Source organism: Pseudomonas sp. NFPP28 (assembly GCF_900115535.1).
In the GTDB taxonomy this organism is placed as follows: Bacteria; Pseudomonadota; Gammaproteobacteria; order Pseudomonadales; family Pseudomonadaceae; genus Aquipseudomonas; species Aquipseudomonas extremorientalis.
Map to the genome: position 1 here is coordinate 608,088 of NZ_FOWT01000002.1, position 18,274 is coordinate 626,361.

The 18,274-nt window shown below is 61.8% G+C and carries 18 protein-coding genes, 4 tRNA genes and 1 riboswitch; of the genes, 8 read left to right on the forward strand and 14 right to left on the reverse strand.

All coding sequences use genetic code 11. The annotated features are described in order from the left end of the window. Nucleotides 1-147: 147 nt before the first annotated feature. The 6 genes from BM110_RS08280 to uvrB form a co-directional block, all read right to left on the reverse strand. Nucleotides 148-223 (reverse strand) — tRNA-Glu (locus BM110_RS08280). A gap of 77 nt (nt 224-300) precedes the next feature. Further along, nucleotides 301-376: transfer RNA gene (locus tag BM110_RS08285), tRNA-Ala, on the reverse strand. A 50-nt stretch (nt 377-426) separates the two neighbouring features. Continuing rightward, nucleotides 427-502, reverse strand: a tRNA-Glu gene (locus BM110_RS08290). A 78-nt stretch (nt 503-580) separates the two neighbouring features. Next, nucleotides 581-656, reverse strand: a tRNA-Ala gene (locus tag BM110_RS08295). A gap of 147 nt (nt 657-803) precedes the next feature. Beyond that, entirely contained in the window at nt 804-2,285 is a 1,482-nt protein-coding gene (gene gltX / locus BM110_RS08300; RefSeq protein WP_058427800.1) for a glutamate--tRNA ligase, read from the reverse strand. Between the two features lie 175 nt (nt 2,286-2,460). Beyond that, on the reverse strand, nt 2,461-4,476 hold the full coding sequence (gene uvrB, locus BM110_RS08305; RefSeq protein ID WP_071490114.1) for an excinuclease ABC subunit UvrB: 2,016 nt from the start codon (nt 4,474-4,476) through the stop codon (nt 2,461-2,463). Between the two features lie 343 nt (nt 4,477-4,819). On the opposite strand from uvrB, the gene BM110_RS08310 reads away from it, so the two are divergent. Together BM110_RS08310 and BM110_RS08315 are read left to right on the forward strand one after the other, a co-directional pair. Next, nucleotides 4,820-6,016: an amino acid aminotransferase gene (locus BM110_RS08310; protein WP_058427801.1), complete on the forward strand. Its 1,197-nt coding sequence runs from the start codon at nt 4,820-4,822 to the stop codon at nt 6,014-6,016. A gap of 100 nt (nt 6,017-6,116) precedes the next feature. Next, on the forward strand, nt 6,117-6,326 hold the full coding sequence (locus tag BM110_RS08315; protein WP_093124704.1) for a hypothetical protein: 210 nt from the start codon (nt 6,117-6,119) through the stop codon (nt 6,324-6,326). Nucleotides 6,327-6,339: 13 nt separating this feature from the next. Here the strand turns inward: BM110_RS08315 and BM110_RS08320 are convergent, their stop codons facing one another. Further along, the gene (locus BM110_RS08320; protein ID WP_092250317.1) at nt 6,340-7,212 is read right to left on the reverse strand and encodes a putrescine utilization regulator PtrR; all 873 of its coding nucleotides are present in this window, start codon (nt 7,210-7,212) and stop codon (nt 6,340-6,342) included. A gap of 103 nt (nt 7,213-7,315) precedes the next feature. Between BM110_RS08320 and BM110_RS08325 the strand changes: the two genes are divergently transcribed. Then, nucleotides 7,316-8,698, forward strand: coding sequence for an aldehyde dehydrogenase family protein (locus BM110_RS08325; RefSeq protein ID WP_093513102.1), 1,383 nt, complete (start codon nt 7,316-7,318; stop codon nt 8,696-8,698). Between the two features lie 56 nt (nt 8,699-8,754). Here BM110_RS08325 and BM110_RS08330 read toward each other — a convergent pair whose 3' ends face one another. Together BM110_RS08330 and BM110_RS08335 are read right to left on the reverse strand one after the other, a co-directional pair. Next, nucleotides 8,755-9,060, reverse strand: a complete 306-nt coding sequence (locus BM110_RS08330; RefSeq protein WP_092250312.1) for a protealysin inhibitor emfourin — start codon at nt 9,058-9,060, stop codon at nt 8,755-8,757. Nucleotides 9,061-9,074: 14 nt separating this feature from the next. After that, the gene (locus tag BM110_RS08335; RefSeq protein WP_071490120.1) at nt 9,075-10,136 is read right to left on the reverse strand and encodes a M4 family metallopeptidase; all 1,062 of its coding nucleotides are present in this window, start codon (nt 10,134-10,136) and stop codon (nt 9,075-9,077) included. 130 nt (nt 10,137-10,266) lie between these two features. Here BM110_RS08335 and BM110_RS08340 point away from each other — a divergent pair, with 130 nt between their 5' ends. The 4 genes from BM110_RS08340 to BM110_RS08355 all read left to right on the forward strand — a co-directional run bounded on the left by BM110_RS08340 (nt 10,267) and on the right by BM110_RS08355 (nt 14,299). Further along, on the forward strand, nt 10,267-11,193 hold the full coding sequence (locus BM110_RS08340; protein WP_092250309.1) for a DNA/RNA non-specific endonuclease: 927 nt from the start codon (nt 10,267-10,269) through the stop codon (nt 11,191-11,193). A 36-nt stretch (nt 11,194-11,229) separates the two neighbouring features. Then, nucleotides 11,230-11,425, forward strand: a riboswitch (cobalamin riboswitch). 101 nt (nt 11,426-11,526) lie between these two features. Next, nucleotides 11,527-12,537, forward strand: a complete 1,011-nt coding sequence (locus BM110_RS08345; protein WP_092250306.1) for an ABC transporter substrate-binding protein — start codon at nt 11,527-11,529, stop codon at nt 12,535-12,537. Further along, on the forward strand, nt 12,534-13,538 hold the full coding sequence (locus BM110_RS08350) for a FecCD family ABC transporter permease (RefSeq protein WP_092250303.1): 1,005 nt from the start codon (nt 12,534-12,536) through the stop codon (nt 13,536-13,538). The genes BM110_RS08345 and BM110_RS08350 overlap by 4 nt, the downstream gene beginning before the upstream one ends. Beyond that, the gene (locus BM110_RS08355; protein WP_092250301.1) at nt 13,535-14,299 is read left to right on the forward strand and encodes an ABC transporter ATP-binding protein; all 765 of its coding nucleotides are present in this window, start codon (nt 13,535-13,537) and stop codon (nt 14,297-14,299) included. Before BM110_RS08350 ends, BM110_RS08355 begins: the two co-directional genes overlap by 4 nt. A 160-nt stretch (nt 14,300-14,459) precedes the next feature. On the opposite strand, the gene BM110_RS08360 is transcribed toward BM110_RS08355, so the two are convergent. After that, nucleotides 14,460-14,924 carry a GNAT family N-acetyltransferase gene (locus BM110_RS08360; RefSeq protein WP_092250494.1) on the reverse strand — a complete coding sequence of 155 codons (465 nt, stop codon included), beginning with the start codon at nt 14,922-14,924 and terminating at the stop codon, nt 14,460-14,462. A 17-nt stretch (nt 14,925-14,941) separates the two neighbouring features. After that, nucleotides 14,942-15,481 (reverse strand): hypothetical protein, encoded by a 540-nt coding sequence (locus tag BM110_RS08365; protein WP_256575370.1) that lies wholly within the window; start codon nt 15,479-15,481, stop codon nt 14,942-14,944. A gap of 146 nt (nt 15,482-15,627) precedes the next feature. Here BM110_RS08365 and BM110_RS08370 point away from each other — a divergent pair, with 146 nt between their 5' ends. Further along, nucleotides 15,628-16,062 (forward strand): DUF6678 family protein, encoded by a 435-nt coding sequence (locus BM110_RS08370; RefSeq protein ID WP_170856129.1) that lies wholly within the window; start codon nt 15,628-15,630, stop codon nt 16,060-16,062. A gap of 217 nt (nt 16,063-16,279) precedes the next feature. Here the strand turns inward: BM110_RS08370 and BM110_RS08375 are convergent, their stop codons facing one another. From BM110_RS08375 to BM110_RS08385, 3 genes are all read right to left on the reverse strand, one after another. Next, entirely contained in the window at nt 16,280-17,197 is a 918-nt protein-coding gene (locus BM110_RS08375) for an alpha/beta hydrolase fold domain-containing protein (protein ID WP_093513105.1), read from the reverse strand. Continuing rightward, complete coding sequence (locus BM110_RS08380) at nt 17,197-17,637, reverse strand: tryptophan-rich sensory protein TspO (protein ID WP_093513107.1); 441 nt, start codon at nt 17,635-17,637, stop codon at nt 17,197-17,199. Before BM110_RS08380 ends, BM110_RS08375 begins: the two co-directional genes overlap by 1 nt. A gap of 64 nt (nt 17,638-17,701) precedes the next feature. Further along, entirely contained in the window at nt 17,702-18,262 is a 561-nt protein-coding gene (locus BM110_RS08385) for a nucleotidyltransferase family protein (protein ID WP_092250294.1), read from the reverse strand. Between the last annotated feature and the right edge of the window lie 12 nt (nt 18,263-18,274).

Genomic DNA, 18,274 nt, shown 5'->3' on the forward strand with positions numbered 1-18,274 from the left:
TACCATAATAATATTTGGCAAGCGACGGGCATGACCGCTGGTCAGAAGAAAAGTAGGAAAGGAAAAAGAATTGGCCAAACGGCAGACAAACAAAAGGGCCATTCAATAATTGAATGACCCTTAAAAATCCCGCAGAGCGGGTAATCGTGGCGTCCCCTAGGGGACTCGAACCCCTGTTACCGCCGTGAAAGGGCGGTGTCCTAGGCCACTAGACGAAGGGGACACAAACCTTCTGTACACTGATCAGGCTGAGACTGATCGATCCAAGGACGGTGTGGCCGGAACCTTGGAACTGTAAATTGGTGGAGCTAAACGGGATCGAACCGTTGACCTCTTGCATGCCATGCAAGCGCTCTCCCAGCTGAGCTATAGCCCCGGATTTTTCGTCTCGCGACGCAGCAGATCTTTCGAACTGCTTGGTGAAACTGGCGTCCCCTAGGGGACTCGAACCCCTGTTACCGCCGTGAAAGGGCGGTGTCCTAGGCCACTAGACGAAGGGGACAAAACCTTCTGTACATCTGATCAGCGCTGAGAACTGATCGATTCAAGGACGGTGTGGCCAGACCTTGAACCTGTAAATTGGTGGAGCTAAACGGGATCGAACCGTTGACCTCTTGCATGCCATGCAAGCGCTCTCCCAGCTGAGCTATAGCCCCTCATCGGTGAGGACGGGGCGAATCTTAATGGCGGTTTGGAAACGTGTCAAATTTATTTTCAACAATTTCCAAAATTTTTTGCCGGGATAACAATCACTTACCAGCGAAACCCCGGAAAACCGGGGTTTCGCCGTTTCAACCGCGTGCTTAAGCGATAGCGCCCAGCAACTTTTCCCACTCTTTGTTTTCTTTCTTCGATACACCACCAAGCAAATCAAGGGCTTGGCGCAGACGGAAGCGGGTCAGGTCCGGGCCGAGGATTTCCATCGCATCAAGCACCGACACCGAACTGGCCTGCCCGGTGATCGCGGCAAACATCAGCGGCATGGCATCACGCAATTTCAATTCCAGGGATTCCACCACCGCCTGGATCGTCGCGGTGATCGCATCCTTCTCCCACTGGCGCAGGCTTTCGAGCTTCCACAGGATCAACTGCATCAGTTGGCGAACCTGGTCGCCCGAGAGTTTCTTGGATTCAAACAGCTTGGCATCCGGGTTCACGCCCCCGGCAAAGAAGAAGCTGGCCAACGGTGCGACCTGGCTGAACGTCTCCACCCTGCCCTGCACCAGCGGCGCGATCTTCATCATGTACTCGGGGTTCAACGCCCACTGCTGCACACGGCTGGCGAACTCTTCCACCGGCAGATCACGCAGCCACTGGCCGTTGAGCCACGACAGCTTCTCGATGTCGAAGATCGGCCCGCCCAGTGACACGCGGGACAGGTCGAAATTATCGACCATTTCCTGCAGCGAGAACTTCTCGCGCTCGTCCGGCATCGACCAGCCCATGCGGCCCAGGTAGTTGAGCATCGCTTCCGGCATGAAACCCATGCGCTCGTAGAAGGTCACCGAGGTCGGGTTCTTGCGCTTGGACAGCTTGCTCTTGTCCGGATTACGCAACAGCGGCATGTAGCACAGCTGCGGTTGTTCCCACCCGAAGTACTCGTACAGCAGGATCAGCTTCGGCGCCGACGGCAGCCATTCTTCGCCGCGCAATACGTGGGTGATGCCCATCAGGTGGTCATCGACCACGTTGGCCAGGAAGTACGTCGGCAGGCCGTCGGTCTTCATCAGCACCTGCATGTCCATGCGGTCCCACGGGATCTCGACGTCACCGCGCAGCATGTCCGGCACCACGCACACGCCTTCGCTCGGCACCTTCATGCGGATCACGTGAGGCTCGCCAGCGGCCAGGCGACGGGCCACTTCTTCTTTCGACAGCAGCAGCGCGCGGCCATCGTAGCGCGGGGTTTCGCCGCGGGCCTGTTGCTCGGCGCGCATCTGGTCCAGTTCTTCTGCGGTGCAGAAGCACGGGAACGCATGGCCCATGTCGACCAGTTGCTGGGTGTACTGCTTGTAGATATCGCTACGCTCGCTCTGGCGATACGGGCCATGCGGTCCGCCAACGTCCGGACCTTCCGCCCAGGTAATGCCCAGCCAGCGCAAGGCATCGAAAATCTGCTGTTCCGACTCACGGGTGGAGCGCAGTTGGTCGGTGTCTTCGATCCGCAGGATGAATTCACCGCCGTGCTGCTTGGCAAAGCAGTAGTTGAACAAGGCGATGTAAGCAGTGCCGACGTGGGGATCCCCAGTAGGCGATGGCGCGATGCGCGTGCGGACGGTGGTCATGGCAGGTCTCGAATGGGCGATAAAACTGAAAATTGAAACAAGGGGCGAATGGTAACAGCCTGGGGGATTTCTGGAAAACCGAGGCGCGGCTATCGGGGCAAGCCCCCTCCCACAGTCGATATGTGAACACCGTCAAATGTGGGAGGGGGCTTGCCCCCGATGAAACCACCACCAATCAGACGGCCAGCAAGCGCTCGCGCAACTTGCCAATCTCATCCCGCGTCTGCGCCGCCGCCTCGAACTCCAGGTCACGCGCCAGCTGGTACATCTTCTCTTCCAGTTGCCGAATCCGCTTGGTGATCTCACTCGGCGAGCGCAGTTCGTTCTCGTACTTGGCGCTCTCCTCGGCAGCCTTGGCCATGCCCTTGCGCTTCTTGCTGCGCGAGCCTGGCACGGTGGCGCCTTCCATGATGTCGGCGACGTCCTTGAACACGCCCTTGGGCGTGATGCCATTTTCCAGGTTGAACGCGATCTGCTTGTCGCGACGGCGCTGGGTCTCGCCAATCGCCCGCTCCATGGAACCGGTGATGCGGTCCGCGTACAGGATCGCCCGGCCATTGAGGTTACGCGCGGCACGGCCGATGGTCTGGATCAGCGAGCGCTCCGAACGCAGGAAGCCCTCCTTGTCCGCATCGAGGATCGCCACCAGCGACACTTCCGGCATGTCCAGGCCTTCGCGCAGCAGGTTGATCCCCACCAGCACATCGAAGGTGCCCAGGCGCAGGTCGCGGATGATTTCCACGCGTTCCACGGTGTCGATGTCCGAGTGCAGGTAGCGCACGCGCACGCCGTGGTCGGCCAGGTAGTCGGTCAAGTCTTCGGACATGCGCTTGGTCAGCGTGGTGACCAGCACCCGCTCATCCAGGGCCACGCGCTTGGTGATTTCCGACAGCAAGTCGTCGACCTGGGTCAACGCCGGGCGGATTTCGATTTCCGGATCGACCAGGCCGGTCGGCCGCACCAATTGCTCGATCACACGGCCGGCATGCTCGGCCTCATAGTTGCCCGGCGTGGCGGACACAAAAATAGTCTGCGGGCTGATGGCTTCCCACTCATCAAAGCGCATCGGCCGGTTATCCAGCGCCGACGGCAGGCGGAAACCGTATTCCACCAAGGTTTCCTTACGCGACCGGTCGCCCTTATACATCGCGCCGACCTGCGGCACGCTGACGTGGGATTCGTCGATCACCAGCAATGCATCCGGCGGCAGGTAATCGTAGAGCGTCGGCGGCGGCGCCCCGGACTCGCGCCCCGACAGGTAGCGCGAGTAGTTTTCGATGCCGTTGCAGTAGCCCAGCTCCAGGATCATCTCCAGGTCGAAACGGGTGCGCTGTTCCAGGCGCTGGGCTTCCACCAGCTTGTTGTTGGAACGCAGGTACTCCAGGCGCTCGGCCAACTCGGTCTTGATGCCTTCGATAGCGCCCATCAGGGTTTCACGCGGGGTCACGTAGTGGCTTTTCGGATAGAACGTGAAGCGCGGCAGCTTGCGGATCACCTCGCCGGTCAACGGGTCGAAGGCCGACAGGCTCTCGACCTCATCGTCGAACAGCTCGATGCGGATCGCTTCCAGGTCGGATTCGGCCGGGTAGATGTCGATCACATCGCCGCGCACCCGGAAGGTGGCGCGGGCAAAGTCCATGTCGTTGCGCGTGTATTGCAGGCTGGCCAGGCGACGCAACAGTTCGCGCTGGTCGAGTTTGTCGCCGCGGTCGACGTGCAGCACCATCTTCAAATAGGTTTCCGGGCTGCCCAAGCCGTAGATGCACGACACCGTGGTGACGATGATCGCGTCCTTGCGCTCCAGCAGCGCCTTGGTCGCCGACAATCGCATCTGCTCGATGTGGTCGTTGATCGACGCATCCTTCTCGATAAAGGTATCGGAGGACGGCACGTAGGCTTCGGGCTGGTAGTAGTCGTAGTAGGAAACGAAGTACTCCACCGCGTTGTTCGGGAAGAACGCCTTGAACTCACCATAGAGCTGCGCGGCCAGGGTCTTGTTTGGCGCCAGCACCAGGGTAGGACGATTGATCTGCGCGATCACGTTGGCGATGCTGAAGGTCTTGCCCGAACCGGTCACCCCGAGCAGCGTCTGGTGAGCCAGGCCGGCCTCGATGCCTTCGACCATCTGGCGAATGGCTTCCGGCTGATCGCCGGCGGGTTCAAAACGGGTGACGAGTTGGAAATCCGACATAACGTACCTCGTGAAGTCACCCCAGACTCGAAACCGCCAGGGACGAAATAGCTCGGCAACCCGCGAATGATCATCGCAGGTTGCAGGAAAAAACCATGATAGCTGTAGAAGTGGTGCCGAATGTGACGGGTTTCAAGACCATCGTCCTACGTGCCGTGCCGGATCAATGTTGCAATAAGACTAACGGTCAGCAAATAAACCGAAAAACTTGGCCGAAAAGCCATTTCGGCTGTCGCCCTCGGCGGTGATGGCCTCTATACTAGCTCCCCGTTTGTGCACCGCTCTAGTGCATTCGGCTGGAGCGCGACACGTCCCTCCTACCCCCCATAGAGCTGCCGCAAAAATGAGCCTGTTCTCCGCTGTCGAAATGGCACCACGCGACCCTATCCTGGGCCTCAACGAAGCATTCAACGCCGATACACGAACCACCAAGGTCAACCTTGGCGTGGGCGTTTACTGCAACGAGGAGGGGAAGATTCCACTCTTGCGTGCCGTTGCCGAAGCGGAAGCCATTCGCGTGGCGCAACACGCCGCCCGTGGCTACCTGCCGATCGATGGCATCGCAGCCTACGATAAGGCTGTGCAAACCCTGCTGTTCGGCGCTGAATCGCCACTGCTCAGCGCTGGTCGCGTCACCACCGTACAAGCGGTCGGCGGCACTGGCGCGCTGAAGCTGGGGGCTGACTTCCTCAAGCAACTGCTGCCCAACGCCGTCGTCGCCATCAGCGACCCGAGCTGGGAAAACCACCGCGCGCTGTTCGAAACCGCCGGCTTCCCGGTGCAGAACTACCGCTACTACGACGCCGCCACCCATGACGTGAACCGCGCCGGCCTGCTCGAAGACCTCAACGCCCTGCCGCCGCAATCCATCGTGGTGCTGCACGCCTGCTGCCACAACCCGACCGGCGTCGACCTGAGCCCGGCCGACTGGCAGAACGTGCTGGACGTGGTCAAGGCCAAGAACCTGGTGCCGTTCCTCGACATGGCCTACCAGGGCTTTGGCGACGGCATCCACGAAGACGCCGCCGCTGTGCGCCTGTTCGCTGAATCGGGCCTGACCTTCTTTGTGTCCAGCTCGTTCTCCAAGTCGTTCTCCCTGTACGGCGAACGTGTGGGCGCACTGTCCATCGTCGGCGAGTCCAAGGAAGAAAGCGCGCGCATCCTGTCCCAGGTCAAGCGTGTGATCCGCACCAACTACTCCAACCCGCCAACCCACGGCGCGGCCATCGTGGCAGCAGTGCTGAACAGCCCTGAGCTGCGCGCCCAGTGGGAAGCCGAACTGGCTGAAATGCGCCTGCGCATCCGTGGCATGCGTGAGCAAATGGTCGCCACCCTGGCCAAGGCTGCTCCGGAGCACGACTTCAGCTTCGTCGGCCGCCAGCGCGGGATGTTCTCCTACTCCGGCCTGACCGTTGAGCAAGTTACCCGCCTGCGCAGCGAATTCGGCATCTACGCACTGGATACCGGGCGTATCTGTGTGGCGGCGTTGAACCAGTCGAACATTGATGCAGTCACAAAGGCAATCGTTCAGGTGCTGTAAACCTGTAGCCGTTGCACCAGAAGGGGAAGCCGATGGCTTCCCCTTTTTCGTCTCCAGCCCCTAGACTGAACCTCGACCGCCCCTTTGCTGTGAGTACCTTATGAGAAACGACGACCTGGACCTGCGTGCCGACCGCGACGAGCTGGACCACTTCCCCCCGCGTGCACCGCAAGCAAAGCGCCAGAAGAGCCTGGTACTGCAAGTGGCGCTCGGTGTATTCCTTGGCGGCCTGGCACTGTGGCTGGTGCAGTTGGGCGCAACTGCAGTCATGGCAAAACTGGCCATGGGCACCCTGCAATTCGGCGGCTGATACCCATCACAATCTAGGAAGCAACCAGATCGCGTTCCTCCAACAGCTTTACAAAGCTGTTGAGGCTCTGCGACACCGTCCCGCGCCGCCAGATCAGCCAGGTATTCAAAATCCGGAAGTTATCCGTCAGCGGCCACACGCTCACCGCCGCCGACCCCGGCATGCTCTCCAGCATGCTGCGCGGCATCAGCGCCAGCCCGGCGCCGGCACTGACGCAGGCGAGCATGCCGTGGTACGACTCAATCTCGAAGATCTTGCCCGGCACCGCGCCATCCTGTGAAAACCAGCGCTCAAAGTGGTGCCGATACGAGCAGTTGGAGCGGAAGGTGTAGATGTTCTCGCCATTCACATCCTGCCCCCGGGTGATCGGCGCGTGTTGCAGCGGCGCGATCACTACCATCTCTTCCTCGAATACCGCCACGCCTTCCAAGGTGGCATGCAGCACCGGCCCGTCGACAAACGCCGCCGCCAACCGCCCCGACAACACGCCTTCGATCATCGTGCCCGACGGCCCGGTGCTCAGGTCCAGCTCGACCTTGGTGTGTTTCTGGTTGTACGCCGCGAGCAACGCCGGGATACGCACCGCCGCCGTGCTCTCCAGCGAACCGAGGGCAAACGCACCCTGGGGCTCCTCCCCCGCCACTGTCGCACGGGCCTCCTGCACCAGGTCGAGGATGCGCCGCGCATAACCGAGGAAATTCCAGCCCGCCGGCGATAGACGCAAGCGGCTTTTCTCGCGGATAAACAATTCCACGCCCAGGTCTTGCTCCAGTTGCTTGATGCGCGTGGTCAGGTTCGACGGCACGCGGTGAATCAACTGCGCGGCGGCGCTGATGCTGCCTTGCTCGGCAACGGCCTTGAAGATTTCCAGCTGCACCAGGTCCAAGTCATTCTCCAATCGTGAATGTATTGCTTAATATTATTCAGTTTCCAGAAAATATATACCCCCGTAGGCTGAACCCAACCTCATCATTCAGCAGGACGGTGCCATGAACGCGACTACCCACGCCCTCTCGATCAACCCGGCCAACGGCGAAACGGTCGGCAGCTACCCGTATGAAACCGCGCAGCAACTGGACGCCGCCCTCGAGCGCGCCACCCTCGCCTTCCGCACCTGGCGCCGCCAGCCGGTCAGCCAGCGCGCCGAGTTGCTGCTGAGCCTGGCCAGCGCCCTGCGCGAACAAGCCGAAGATATGGCGCAGATGATCACCCTGGAAATGGGCAAACCCATCGCCCAGGCCCGTGCCGAAATCGAAAAATGCGCGCAGCTCAGCGAGTGGTATGCCGCCCACGGCCCGACCATGCTCGCCCCGGAACCGACGCAGGTGGACAACGGCAGCGCCCAGATCGAATACCGCCCACTGGGTCCGATCTTCGCGGTGATGCCGTGGAACTTCCCGGTGTGGCAAGTGCTGCGCGGCGCCGTGCCGACCATGCTGGCCGGCAACACCTACGTGCTCAAACACGCACCCAACGTGATGGGCAGCGCTTACCTGATCCAGCAGGCGTTCCACACCGCCGGTTTTGCCAAAGGCCTGTTTGAAGTGGTCAACGTGACCAACGACGGCGTCTCCCAAGCCATCGCCGACCCACGCATCGCCGCCGTCACCCTCACCGGCAGCGTGCGCGCCGGTATCGCCATCGGCTCCCAGGCCGGTGCCGCATTGAAAAAATGCGTGCTGGAACTGGGCGGCTCCGACCCGTTCATCGTGCTCAACGACGCCGACCTCGATGCCGCCGTACAAGCCGCCCTGATCGGCCGCTTCCAGAACAGCGGCCAGGTCTGCGCCGCCGCCAAGCGCCTGATCATCGAAAAAGGTGTGGTGCAAGCCTTCACCGCCAGATTCCTCGAAGCCAGCCGCGCCCTGGTGATGGGCGACCCGACTTCAGCCGCCACCTACATCGGCCCGATGGCCCGCTTCGACCTGCGCGACGAGCTGCATGGCCAGGTCCAGGCGACTCTGGAAGAAGGTGCCACCCTGCTGCTGGGCGGCCATAAAATACCCGGCGCCGGCAATTACTATGCGCCGACCGTACTGGCCAACGTCACCGACCAGATGACCTCGTTCAAACAGGAACTGTTCGGCCCCGTGGCCTCGATCATCACCGCCCGCGACGCCGACCACGCCGTGGCCCTGGCGAATGACAGCGAGTTCGGCCTTACCGCGAGCATCTTCACCAGCGACCCGGCGAAGGCGCGGGACATCGCCAATCAGCTGGAAACCGGCGGCATCTTCGTCAATGCCTTCAGCGTCTCCGACCCTCGGGTGGCGTTTGGCGGGATCAAGAAAAGCGGGTTCGGCCGCGAGTTGTCGCACTTCGGTGTCCGCGAGTTCTGCAACGCGCAGACCGTGTGGCTGGATCGCACATAAATCAGAGCAGCGCCTGACCTGTGGCTCACCACAGGCATGCGGTGGCCTGAAATTGTTTATGCACGAATATGCCGCCGCACACACTGCACCAACCCCTCCAGCGCCTGCGACTTCACTGGCGCGAGCACACAGACCGTGTGTTCGCGCTGGTCCTCCTTCACCGTCAGGGTGTAATGCACCTGGCCCGGTTTACCGGGCGCGGGTTCACTGCTTTGCGGCAGTTGAAAGAAGTCGCACGCCTCGACCAACTGCCGCAACTCCTGCTGGTCCTGCTCGGGCAGGCTGTCCAGCTCAACCGTACGCGGCTTGGCCAGGCCCGGAAAAAAAGCAGGCCCGCCGTTTTCCTTCAGCGAAATTTGCATGGTTGCTCCTCACGTCAGACTGAAATACCGACCGCCTTCCAGCCCTCCTTGACCGCCTTCTGCTCATCCTTGTTCGCGCCGTAGAGGCGACCGGCAACATCGTAGGTAATGCGTGCAAAGCGCAAAAACCCTGAGTTCGGCCGCAACCGCGCATCACGCAACGCGTCGTACCAGATGCGCCCGGCACGTTCCCAGGCAAACCCGCCGATTTTCGTCGCCACCTGGTAAAACGCATGGTTGGGAATACCGGAATTGATATGCACCCCGCCATTGTCCTCGTAGGTCTGCACAAAATCATCCATGTGCCCGGGCTGAGGGTCCTTGCCCAGCAGCTTGTCGTCAAACGCGGTGCCGGGGGCTTTCATCGAGCGCAGCGCGGTGCCTTTGATCTTCTTGGTAAACAACCCTTTGCCGATCAGCCAATCGGCGTCCTCGGCCTTTTGTTTCAACGAATATTGCTTGATCAACGAACCGAACACGTCCGACAGCGACTCGTTCAACGCGCCGGACTGATTGAAATACATCAGCTTGGCCTCATCCTCGGTCACACCGTGGGCCAACTCATGGCCAATCACGTCGAGGGCGACCGTGAAGCGGTTGAACAGCTCGCCGTCCCCATCCCCGAACACCATCTGGGTCGAGTTCCAGAACGCATTGTTGTAGTTCTGGCCAAAGTGCACGGTAGCGTCCAGGGCCATGCCGGCATCGTCGATGGAGTTGCGGTCAAAGACCTGATCGAAAAAGTCGAAGGTGGCACCCAGCCCATCATAGGCCTCGTCCACCGCCGCGTCGCCACTGACGGGCTGGCCTTCGCCACGGATGAGTTTGCCCGGCAGGCTGTCGCTGCCCTCGGCGCTGTAGATCGAGCGTCGTTTGTCGGCGCCCATGGCCAGCGCCAGGTGCGCCGGGCCCTTGGCGGGCACCGCGACCATGCGCAGCGAGCGGAAGGTGCTGTCCTTGGCGCGGGTACGCAGCGCGACATCCCGTTGCGCTTTGTCACCGTTACGCGCGATCTGGTCGAGCATATAGGGCGGGATCAGGCAGAAAATCGGGTTACGGTAATGGCGATCACACATGGGCTGGCTCCTTGTTGGCGTGTGCTGAACGTCCGGGTGACCGTTTGAGGATAGCCCCCAGGGGTTAGTGCGTATGATCAATTGTCATTAATCTATGTTGCAGTCGTGTTTATCCAAGGAGGACTGACCGATGCCCGCACGTAAAGCCAAAATCGACCTTGCCTACCGCCCCCGGCTTGCCGACCTGCGCCCATTGATCGCGCCGAGCCCCACGCTGCTGGAGGCACGCGCAGCGACACCCCGCGTCACGCCGGCCAAAGACTTGAAGGACCGGCGTGGCTACGCGGAGGACTTTCTCGGCAGCTTCGGGGTGCCCTGGCCCACGCTGGAAGAAGCGTTGGCGAGCGATGCCCAGAAGCGCCTGGACTACACGCACTTCTCCATAACGATGTCACGCGCCAAGCGCCTCGCGCTGTATGTGGGCGTCAACATCGACGGCGGCCAGCATGTGGACATCATCCGCAGCAACGACACCTGGGCCTACGATGGCCGCCTGCCGGTCGACGCCCAAGTCGGCGAAGCGCTCTACGCCGGCAATGGCCTGGACCGCGGCCACCTGGTGCGCCGCCAGGACCCCAATTGGGGCGACGTGGCGCAAACCGCCAACCTCGACACTTTCCACTTCACCAACTGCTCGCCGCAGATGAGCGGGTTCAACCAGAAGACCTGGCTGGAACTCGAAGACTACATCCTCGACAACACCCAACGCTGGAAAGCCCGGGCCACGGTGTTCAGCGGCCCGGTGTTCGCTGACGACGACCGCATTTACCGGGGCGTGCAGATCCCCAAGGCGTTCTGGAAGGTGGTCGCCTACCTGAGCGATGACGGCAAGCCTTCGGCCAGCGCCTACATGATCGATCAGAGCCGCGAACTGGGCCAATTGGAGCTGGTGTTCGGCCAGCTGCGCACCTACCAGCGCAGCGTGATCCAGATCGAGCGCCTGACCGGCATCCGCTTCGGCAACCTGGCCAACTACGACGGCTTCAGCAACGAAGAACGCGCCACCGGCACGCGCATCGAAGCGCTGATCCAGGGGCCCGAGGACATTCGTCTCTGACCGGGCACGCCGTGGGCTATGTCGCCCCGCCTTAATCAACTACCATACCGCGCCGGTTCCCAAACGGGACTAATAGGGAATCCGAGGCGCGGTACACCCGCGCCAACCGGAACTGCCCCCGCAACTGTAGATGCCGAGCCTGCTCCTCGATGCCACTGGACCTCGTCCGGGAAGGCTGGAGCCTGGCGACGACGCATCAGTCAGGAGACCTGCCGGCCCAAGCTCAATCACTAACCGGCGGGGTGTCCGGGAAGGACATTCTTGCCTGTCGCTCCCCCGGAGCCCGAGAGTGAATTTCCGAATGGCACGTACGCTTCACTCGGAGATCGCCCCATGCTGCCACGCGTTACCGCCCTGCTCACAGGCGTTGGCTTCTGTGCCCTGGCCCAAGCCGCGCCCACTCACTACCCGCTGACGGTGGAAAACTGCGGCAGCCAGATCACCTTTGCGCAAGCTCCCGCCCGCAGCGTGACCATCGGCCAGGCCGCCACCGAGATGCTGTATGCCCTGGGCGTGGCCGATAAAGTGGTCGGCACCTCGCTGTGGTTCAACAGTGTGTTGCCGCAGTACAAGGCACAGAACGATAAAATCGAGCGCCTGGCCAACAACGAACCGAGCTTCGAAGCCGTGATCGCCAAGCGCCCGCAACTGGTGGCCGCCGAGCTGGAATGGGTGGTCGGCGCGCAAGGCGTGGTCGGTACCCGCGAGCAGTTCCATGAACTGAAGATCCCCACCTACCTGCTGCCCTCCGACTGCGAAGGCAAGGACAACCTGGTGGGCGCCGACGGCACACGGCTGGAGCCGTTTCGCATCGAGACCATCTATAAAAGCATCCGCCAACTGGCGCAGATCTTCGACGTGCAGGAGCGCGGCCAGCAGCTGAACGACGAACTCAAGGCGCGCCTGGCCAAATCCGTCGCCACCGTGCAGGGCAAAGGCCTCAAGCAGGCCAGCGCGCTGGTGTGGTTCTCCAGTGCCGAGATGGCCAGCGACCCATACGTGGCCGGCCACAAAGGCATCCCCGAATTCATGCTGCAAACCCTGGGCCTTTCCAACGTGGTGCAGTCCGATGAAGAGTGGCCCGCCGTGGGTTGGGAAACCATCGCCAAGGCCAACCCGACCTTCCTCGTCATCGCGCGCATGGACCGCCGCCGCTACCCGGCCGACGACCATGAAAAGAAACTCGCCTTCCTGCGCAGCGACCCGGTAACGCGCAACATGGACGCGGTGAAAAACAACCGCATCATCATCCTCGACGCCCTGGCGTTGCAGGCCAGCATCCGCATGTTCGACGGCCTTGAACAACTGGCCACGGCCATCGACGGCTACGACCTGCCAAAATGATGCGCACCCTGCTCGCCCTGGCCCTGCTCCTGGTTGCCGTCCTCGCCGGCGTGGCCATTGGTGAAACCGCCATCTCGCCACAGGTGGTGCTCCAGGTACTCGCCAACAAACTGTGGGGCGCCGGCTACGTGCTCGACCCCATCGATGAAGGCGTGGTGTGGAACTACCGCCTCACCCGCGCCCTGGTCGCCGCCGCCTGCGGTGCCGGGCTGGCCACCTGCGGGGTGATTTTGCAATCGCTGTTGCGCAACCCGCTGGCCGATCCCTACTTGCTGGGCATCAGCGCCGGCGCTTCGACCGGTGCGGTGCTGGTGGCGTTGATGGGTGTGGGCGGCGGCTTGGTGTCGTTGTCGGCGGGCGCGTTTATTGGCGCGATGGCGGCGTTTGCCCTGGTGATCCTGTTGGCGCGGGCCAGCGGTTCGGTCAGTGGCACCGGGCAGATCATCCTCGCCGGTATTGCCGGCTCGCAACTGTTCAATGCGCTCACCGCGTTCCTGATCACCAAGTCGGCCAGCTCCGAACAGGCGCGCGGCATCCTGTTCTGGCTGCTCGGCAATCTAAGCGGCGTGCGTTGGCCCTCGGTGTGGCTGGCGGTGCCGGTGGCGGTCGCCGGCCTGGCCGTGTGTCTGTGGCACCGCCGGGCGCTGGATGCGTTTACCTTTGGCAGCGACTCGGCGGCGTCACTCGGTATTCCGGTGCGCCGCGTGCAATTTGTGCTGGTGGGCTGCGCGGCGCTGGTGACGGCAGTGATGGTGTCGATTGTCGGCTCTATCGGCTTTGTCGGGCTGGTGATTCCCCATGCTGTGCGCCTGTTGCTTGGCACCGGGCATTCGCGGCTGTTGCCCGCCAGCGCCTTGGGTGGCGCGTTGTTCCTGATTGCGGCGGATGTGCTGTCGCGCACGCTGATCAAGGGCCAGGTGATTCCGGTCGGCGTGGTCACCGCGCTGGTCGGTGCACCGGTGTTTGCGCTGATCCTGATCGGCCGGAGGAATGCGCGATGACGGTACTCAGTTGCAGCGGGTTGGGCTTCAAGGTGCGCGAGGCCGAGTTGCTGCGTGATATTCATCTGGACGTGCAATTGGGCGAAACCCTCGGCATCGTCGGCCCGAATGGCTCCGGCAAATCCACCTTGCTCAAGCTGTTGGCCGGGCTACGTGCACCAGCGTCCGGCGACGTGCTGCTGGGCGGCCAGCGCCTGGGCACGCTGTCCCGCCGCGCCATCGCGCAGCAACTGGCCGTGGTGGAGCAACAGGCCGACACCGACGACGCCATCCGCGTATTCGACGCCGTGGCGCTGGGCCGTACGCCGTGGCTGTCGGCGCTGAGCCCGTGGTCCTTGGATGACGATGCGATTGTGCGCCAGGCCCTGCGCGACGTCGACGCCACCCACCTGAGCCACCGTGCGTGGCGCAGCCTCTCGGGCGGGGAACGCCAGCGCGTGCACATCGCCCGCGCATTGGCGCAACGGCCGCAGATTCTGTTGCTGGATGAGCCGACCAATCACCTGGATATCCAGCATCAGCTGGCGATCTTGAAGGGTGTGCAGGCGCTGCCCGTGACGACCTTGATTGCGCTGCATGACCTTAACCAGGCACTGACCTGTGACCGCCTGGCAGTGTTGGATCGCGGGCGGTTGGTGGCGCTGGGCAAACCGCTGCAAGTGCTGACGCCGCAGCGGTTGCACGAGACATTCGGAGTGCAGGCGCATTACCTGACGGACCCGTTTGATGGGGCGCAGATCCTGCGGCTGCGTTCCGCTTGATACTGGAATAGCGGTTTATCGTGGCGAACGGGCTTGCCCCGCGTTGGGCTGCGAAGCAGCCCCAATAAGGCCGCTGCATTCCTCCAGGTCGAACTGGGGCGCAGGGTTTCAGGGCCGCTGCGCAGCCCAACGCGGGGCAAGCCCGCTCGCCACAACAGGCCTACAGGGACCGCTGCATATGCGTCGTCCGCCATACCGGGTCTGCTTCCACATCCACCACCTCGAACCCCTGCCGAACCCAGAACTCAATCGCTCCCGGCAAAAATGGGTGGGTATGCAGGTACATCACCTCAACCCCATCCGCCTGCGCCAGCGCTTCCAGTGCGCGGTACAACTGCCTCGCCAGGCCAAAACGACGGAAGGCGGGAAGCACAAACAACCGCACCACCTCCACCGTCTTGCGGCCTAGGTAATCCAGCTGAGGGAAACGCCCGTCATAGGGCAGATAGCCGATGGCCGCAACAATTTCGCCACCGTTGCGAGCGATCAAAAAGCGGCCTTCGCCCTGAAGATAAATCGACGCAAAGCACGCGAGGTCAGCCGGCATGCCGGCATCATGAAATTTGGGAAACAGCTCGGCACGCGCCTGCAGCACAAATGCCAGCACCTCAGGCACATCCCCCATTGCAACCGGCCGGATGATCACTGGCGCAACTCACACACCGCATTGCCCTTCATGCCCGACGCATGCACGCTCACATGGCGCACCGTAAAACCGGGCTTCACCACCAGCTTCTTCTCTTCCCAGGTGCCGCCGTTTTCAGCCTGGTAACCGATGGCGCCATCGGCTTGCCAGGTCAGGCGCAGGGTGTACATGCCGTTATGATCGAGTGTTTGATGAATCGGCGTGTCGATGATCGGCTTGGCCTTGTTGAACGTACGCAGGTTGAAAATCCGCTGGTCCGTACCGGCTGGCGAATAGCTGGAGAGAAATAACGTATCGTCTTCGGCAGCATCCTCGGCGGCCGCCAGGATCACCGATGGCACCCACTTCTCGCCACGGTCCTGGGTGTCAGTGACGACCTTGCAGGTCAACTGGCCCTTGCCGGTGACGTTCTGGCGCCAGCCCGTTTCGTAGAAGCCGTAGGGCACGTCGAAGCGCAGGGTCTTCTCGGTGACTTGCTCGCAGCCGGCCAGCAGGTAGAGCGCTGATAAAGCGATGAGTCCTTGAAGAAACTTCACGTGCTGTCCTTGGCTTGAATAGGTGGGGCCGGGAGATTACCTGGGCAGTCAGAAAAAGTGGATAGATTTAGCGGGCTGCCGTGTCGTGATATACCTGCGCCCGTCATTGATTTCAAACCCGATGGGTTAAAGGAGATGAGCTGAAAATGACTGAACTACCCATGGCTGACGCGCGCCAGAATGATAAAAACCGCAAGATCATCCAGACCGCTATCAAAGAACGAAACCTGGCAGGCGCGGCAAATAACACCAAGTGGAACGAACTGATTGCACACATGCGCCAGCGCTCGGGGTGGGTACCGTCTTATCGCTCAAAATCCATCACAGGCCATATCTCAGGATGGGATGTGGAATGGTTTTACCACCTACCTTTCCCTTTTGCGTATGTCGAATGGCTCGACATCGGCTTGTGGCAAGAAGCGCCTTCGTTAGGCGTATTACTGCCACGAACGTATATTGACCATACCGAGGAAATCTCTCAGGTTATCTCGCAGATAGGCTTCGAATTTGAAGTGAAGGCCGACGTACTGAGAATTTGGGGATACCTTCCAAAATCTTTCGATGACTTTCCGCCGGCATAACGTACAGCGGCGGATCCTGCGGCCACGCCCGAACTAACGCCTTGCGACTGCTGGCCCTGCTTCAGCCACCATCACTGTAGTGAGCGGGCTTGCCCCGCGCTGGGTGGCGAAGCCGCCCCAAACCCAGGCGACTCGGTGTGTCAGGGGTATCGTTGCGCCCCTGGCGCGGGGCAAGCCCGCTCACTACAAGTTACAGTCGGCATGGCGGTTTGAATGATCAGCTCTCCAGTCGGGCACTGATCCACTGGCGGCTATAAGCAAGCACGCTCCCCCCCATCACCACCGGAAAATGAATAAACCCATGCGCCGCCTCCGGCAGCAGATACGCCTCTGCCCGCGGCCACCGCTCAGCGATCAACAGCGTGTCATCCTTCAATGGGTCCAACTCCCCCACAAACATCAACGCCGGCGGCAGGCCCTCGAAGTCGCCATACAACGGCGATAACGGCGGCTGCCGACGCTCATCATCGCTCAGGCCCGGTGTCAGCATGCTCAGCGCTTCGACCATGCCAGGACCGTCCAGCAGCAATGTTTGCGGCCCCGCCGCACGTACGCTCGGGGTGCCGGTCAGGTCGTACACGCCGTAATACAACACCGCCCCGCGCACGCGCTGGAGCAGTTGCGGCCATTGCTTCAACGCCAGCAATGTCGCCGCCGCCAAGTGCCCGCCGGCCGATTCGCCGACCACGAACACCGGCAGGCCGACAAATTCATCGGCCGTGAGCAACCAACGCGCCGCCGCCAGGCAGTCGTCCATCAGCCCTTGCACCGGCGTGTCGACCGCTAGCCGATAATCCACCGACACCACCGCCACCTCGCAGGCGTTGACCATGCCCAGGTTGAGGTCGTCATCCATCTGCGCATTGCCGATCACCCAACCGCCACCGTGGATATCCAGCACCACGCCCTTGGGCTTGCCGCTCGGCCGCAGGATGCGCACCGGTACGGAGTCGACCAGTTTGCATTCAGCAGCCGGCGCTTTCTTAAGCATTTGGCTGGTGCGCAACAGCGCCTGGATCAGGCGCGGTGTGACGCGATTGCGGATTTTGAAGCGCGGCATCCAGGCGAGCTTCTGGTTGAAGCGGCGCATCTCGGCCAGTTCCGGGCCACTGGCGGGCCAGGTTCTGTGGGCCATCAGCGGTTATTCCGCAGGATCGAAAAGTTCAGCGCCGCTGCCACGCACAGCCACGCCAGGTAGGGGAACAGGATCAAGCCGGTGATCAAATCCAGTTGCACCGCCAGTACCACCATGGTCGCCACGGTCAGCCACAGCACCGCAATAATCACCATCCCGGCCAGGAGGCGATGGGCGCCGAAGAACACCGGCGTCCACAGCGTGTTCAACGCAATCTGCGCCGCCCACAGGGCCAACACCATTTGGCTGCCCGGGATAAGGCTGAGGCGGTAACCGGCCCAGGCCAGCAATAGGTAGATGATCGTCCACGCCACCGGAAACAACCAGTTGGGCGGAGTGAAGCTGGGTTTGACCAGGGATTCGTACCAGGCGCCGGGTTTGAAGATGATGCCGGTACTGGCAGCGGCGGCGCAGGCGAGCAGGAAGATGAAGAAGGTCATGGGCGGTCCTTGGCTGGGTATTTCAACTTTGACGCGTAGGACGCGGGTAAAAGTTCACTGCGATTCAAGGCATCACGATGTTCAACCAAGGCCAGCGCGCCTGATAACTGCGGGCCTTCTGCACAAACAACGCCCGCTCAGGATGCAGTGGGTTGATGCGCAACACGCCCTGCTCCACATCTTCCAAGCCATAAGGCGCATACACCTCGCCCGTGGCAATCTCCAGGCCGATGCACGTGCCCGCCACCAGGTAACGGTCAATCCCCTGCCTGGCCGTGTGCAACTGCGGGTAAGGCCGGCCAAAGCGCTCGCCGTACCACAGATGCACCCGCGCCTGGTTCTTCACCTCGACGTTGACGCCCAGGTCCTGGAACAACCGCTCGGCCGCACGGATCACTGCGTCTTCAGCCTCGTAGGACAGGTCGGTATCGAAGTAGAAAACGTCGTAGTCCTTTACGCCATGGGCCGCCGGCAAATTCGACTGATGATTCCACACCGCCTGGAACAGGCAGCCCGCCGTGAGAAAGCACTGGTCCACACCCAGGTCGGGCAGGCGCGCGGTGATTTCGGCGTTGATGGGGTTGGCCATGGCCAGGTTGAGCAAGGTTTCGACAGTCAATGTCATGGGCTCTCCGTT

Excerpts from the sequence above, each read along its gene's own strand:
- BM110_RS08350 (WP_092250303.1), top strand. The coding sequence starts at position 12,534 with ATGATGCGCACCCTGCTCGCCCTGGCCCTGCTCCTGGTTGCCGTCCTC.
- gltX (WP_058427800.1), bottom strand. The coding sequence starts at position 2,285 with ATGACCACCGTCCGCACGCGCATCGCGCCATCGCCTACTGGGGATCCC.
- BM110_RS08330 (WP_092250312.1), bottom strand. The coding sequence starts at position 9,060 with ATGCAAATTTCGCTGAAGGAAAACGGCGGGCCTGCTTTTTTTCCGGGC.
- BM110_RS08310 (WP_058427801.1), top strand. The coding sequence starts at position 4,820 with ATGAGCCTGTTCTCCGCTGTCGAAATGGCACCACGCGACCCTATCCTG.
- BM110_RS08340 (WP_092250309.1), top strand. The coding sequence starts at position 10,267 with ATGCCCGCACGTAAAGCCAAAATCGACCTTGCCTACCGCCCCCGGCTT.
- BM110_RS08370 (WP_170856129.1), top strand. The coding sequence starts at position 15,628 with ATGACTGAACTACCCATGGCTGACGCGCGCCAGAATGATAAAAACCGC.
- BM110_RS08375 (WP_093513105.1), bottom strand. The coding sequence starts at position 17,197 with ATGGCCCACAGAACCTGGCCCGCCAGTGGCCCGGAACTGGCCGAGATG.
- BM110_RS08355 (WP_092250301.1), top strand. The coding sequence starts at position 13,535 with ATGACGGTACTCAGTTGCAGCGGGTTGGGCTTCAAGGTGCGCGAGGCC.
- BM110_RS08345 (WP_092250306.1), top strand. The coding sequence starts at position 11,527 with ATGCTGCCACGCGTTACCGCCCTGCTCACAGGCGTTGGCTTCTGTGCC.
- BM110_RS08360 (WP_092250494.1), bottom strand. The coding sequence starts at position 14,924 with ATGGGGGATGTGCCTGAGGTGCTGGCATTTGTGCTGCAGGCGCGTGCC.
- BM110_RS08315 (WP_093124704.1), top strand. The coding sequence starts at position 6,117 with ATGAGAAACGACGACCTGGACCTGCGTGCCGACCGCGACGAGCTGGAC.
- uvrB (WP_071490114.1), bottom strand. The coding sequence starts at position 4,476 with ATGTCGGATTTCCAACTCGTCACCCGTTTTGAACCCGCCGGCGATCAG.
- BM110_RS08325 (WP_093513102.1), top strand. The coding sequence starts at position 7,316 with ATGAACGCGACTACCCACGCCCTCTCGATCAACCCGGCCAACGGCGAA.
- BM110_RS08335 (WP_071490120.1), bottom strand. The coding sequence starts at position 10,136 with ATGTGTGATCGCCATTACCGTAACCCGATTTTCTGCCTGATCCCGCCC.
- BM110_RS08385 (WP_092250294.1), bottom strand. The coding sequence starts at position 18,262 with ATGACATTGACTGTCGAAACCTTGCTCAACCTGGCCATGGCCAACCCC.
- BM110_RS08380 (WP_093513107.1), bottom strand. The coding sequence starts at position 17,637 with ATGACCTTCTTCATCTTCCTGCTCGCCTGCGCCGCCGCTGCCAGTACC.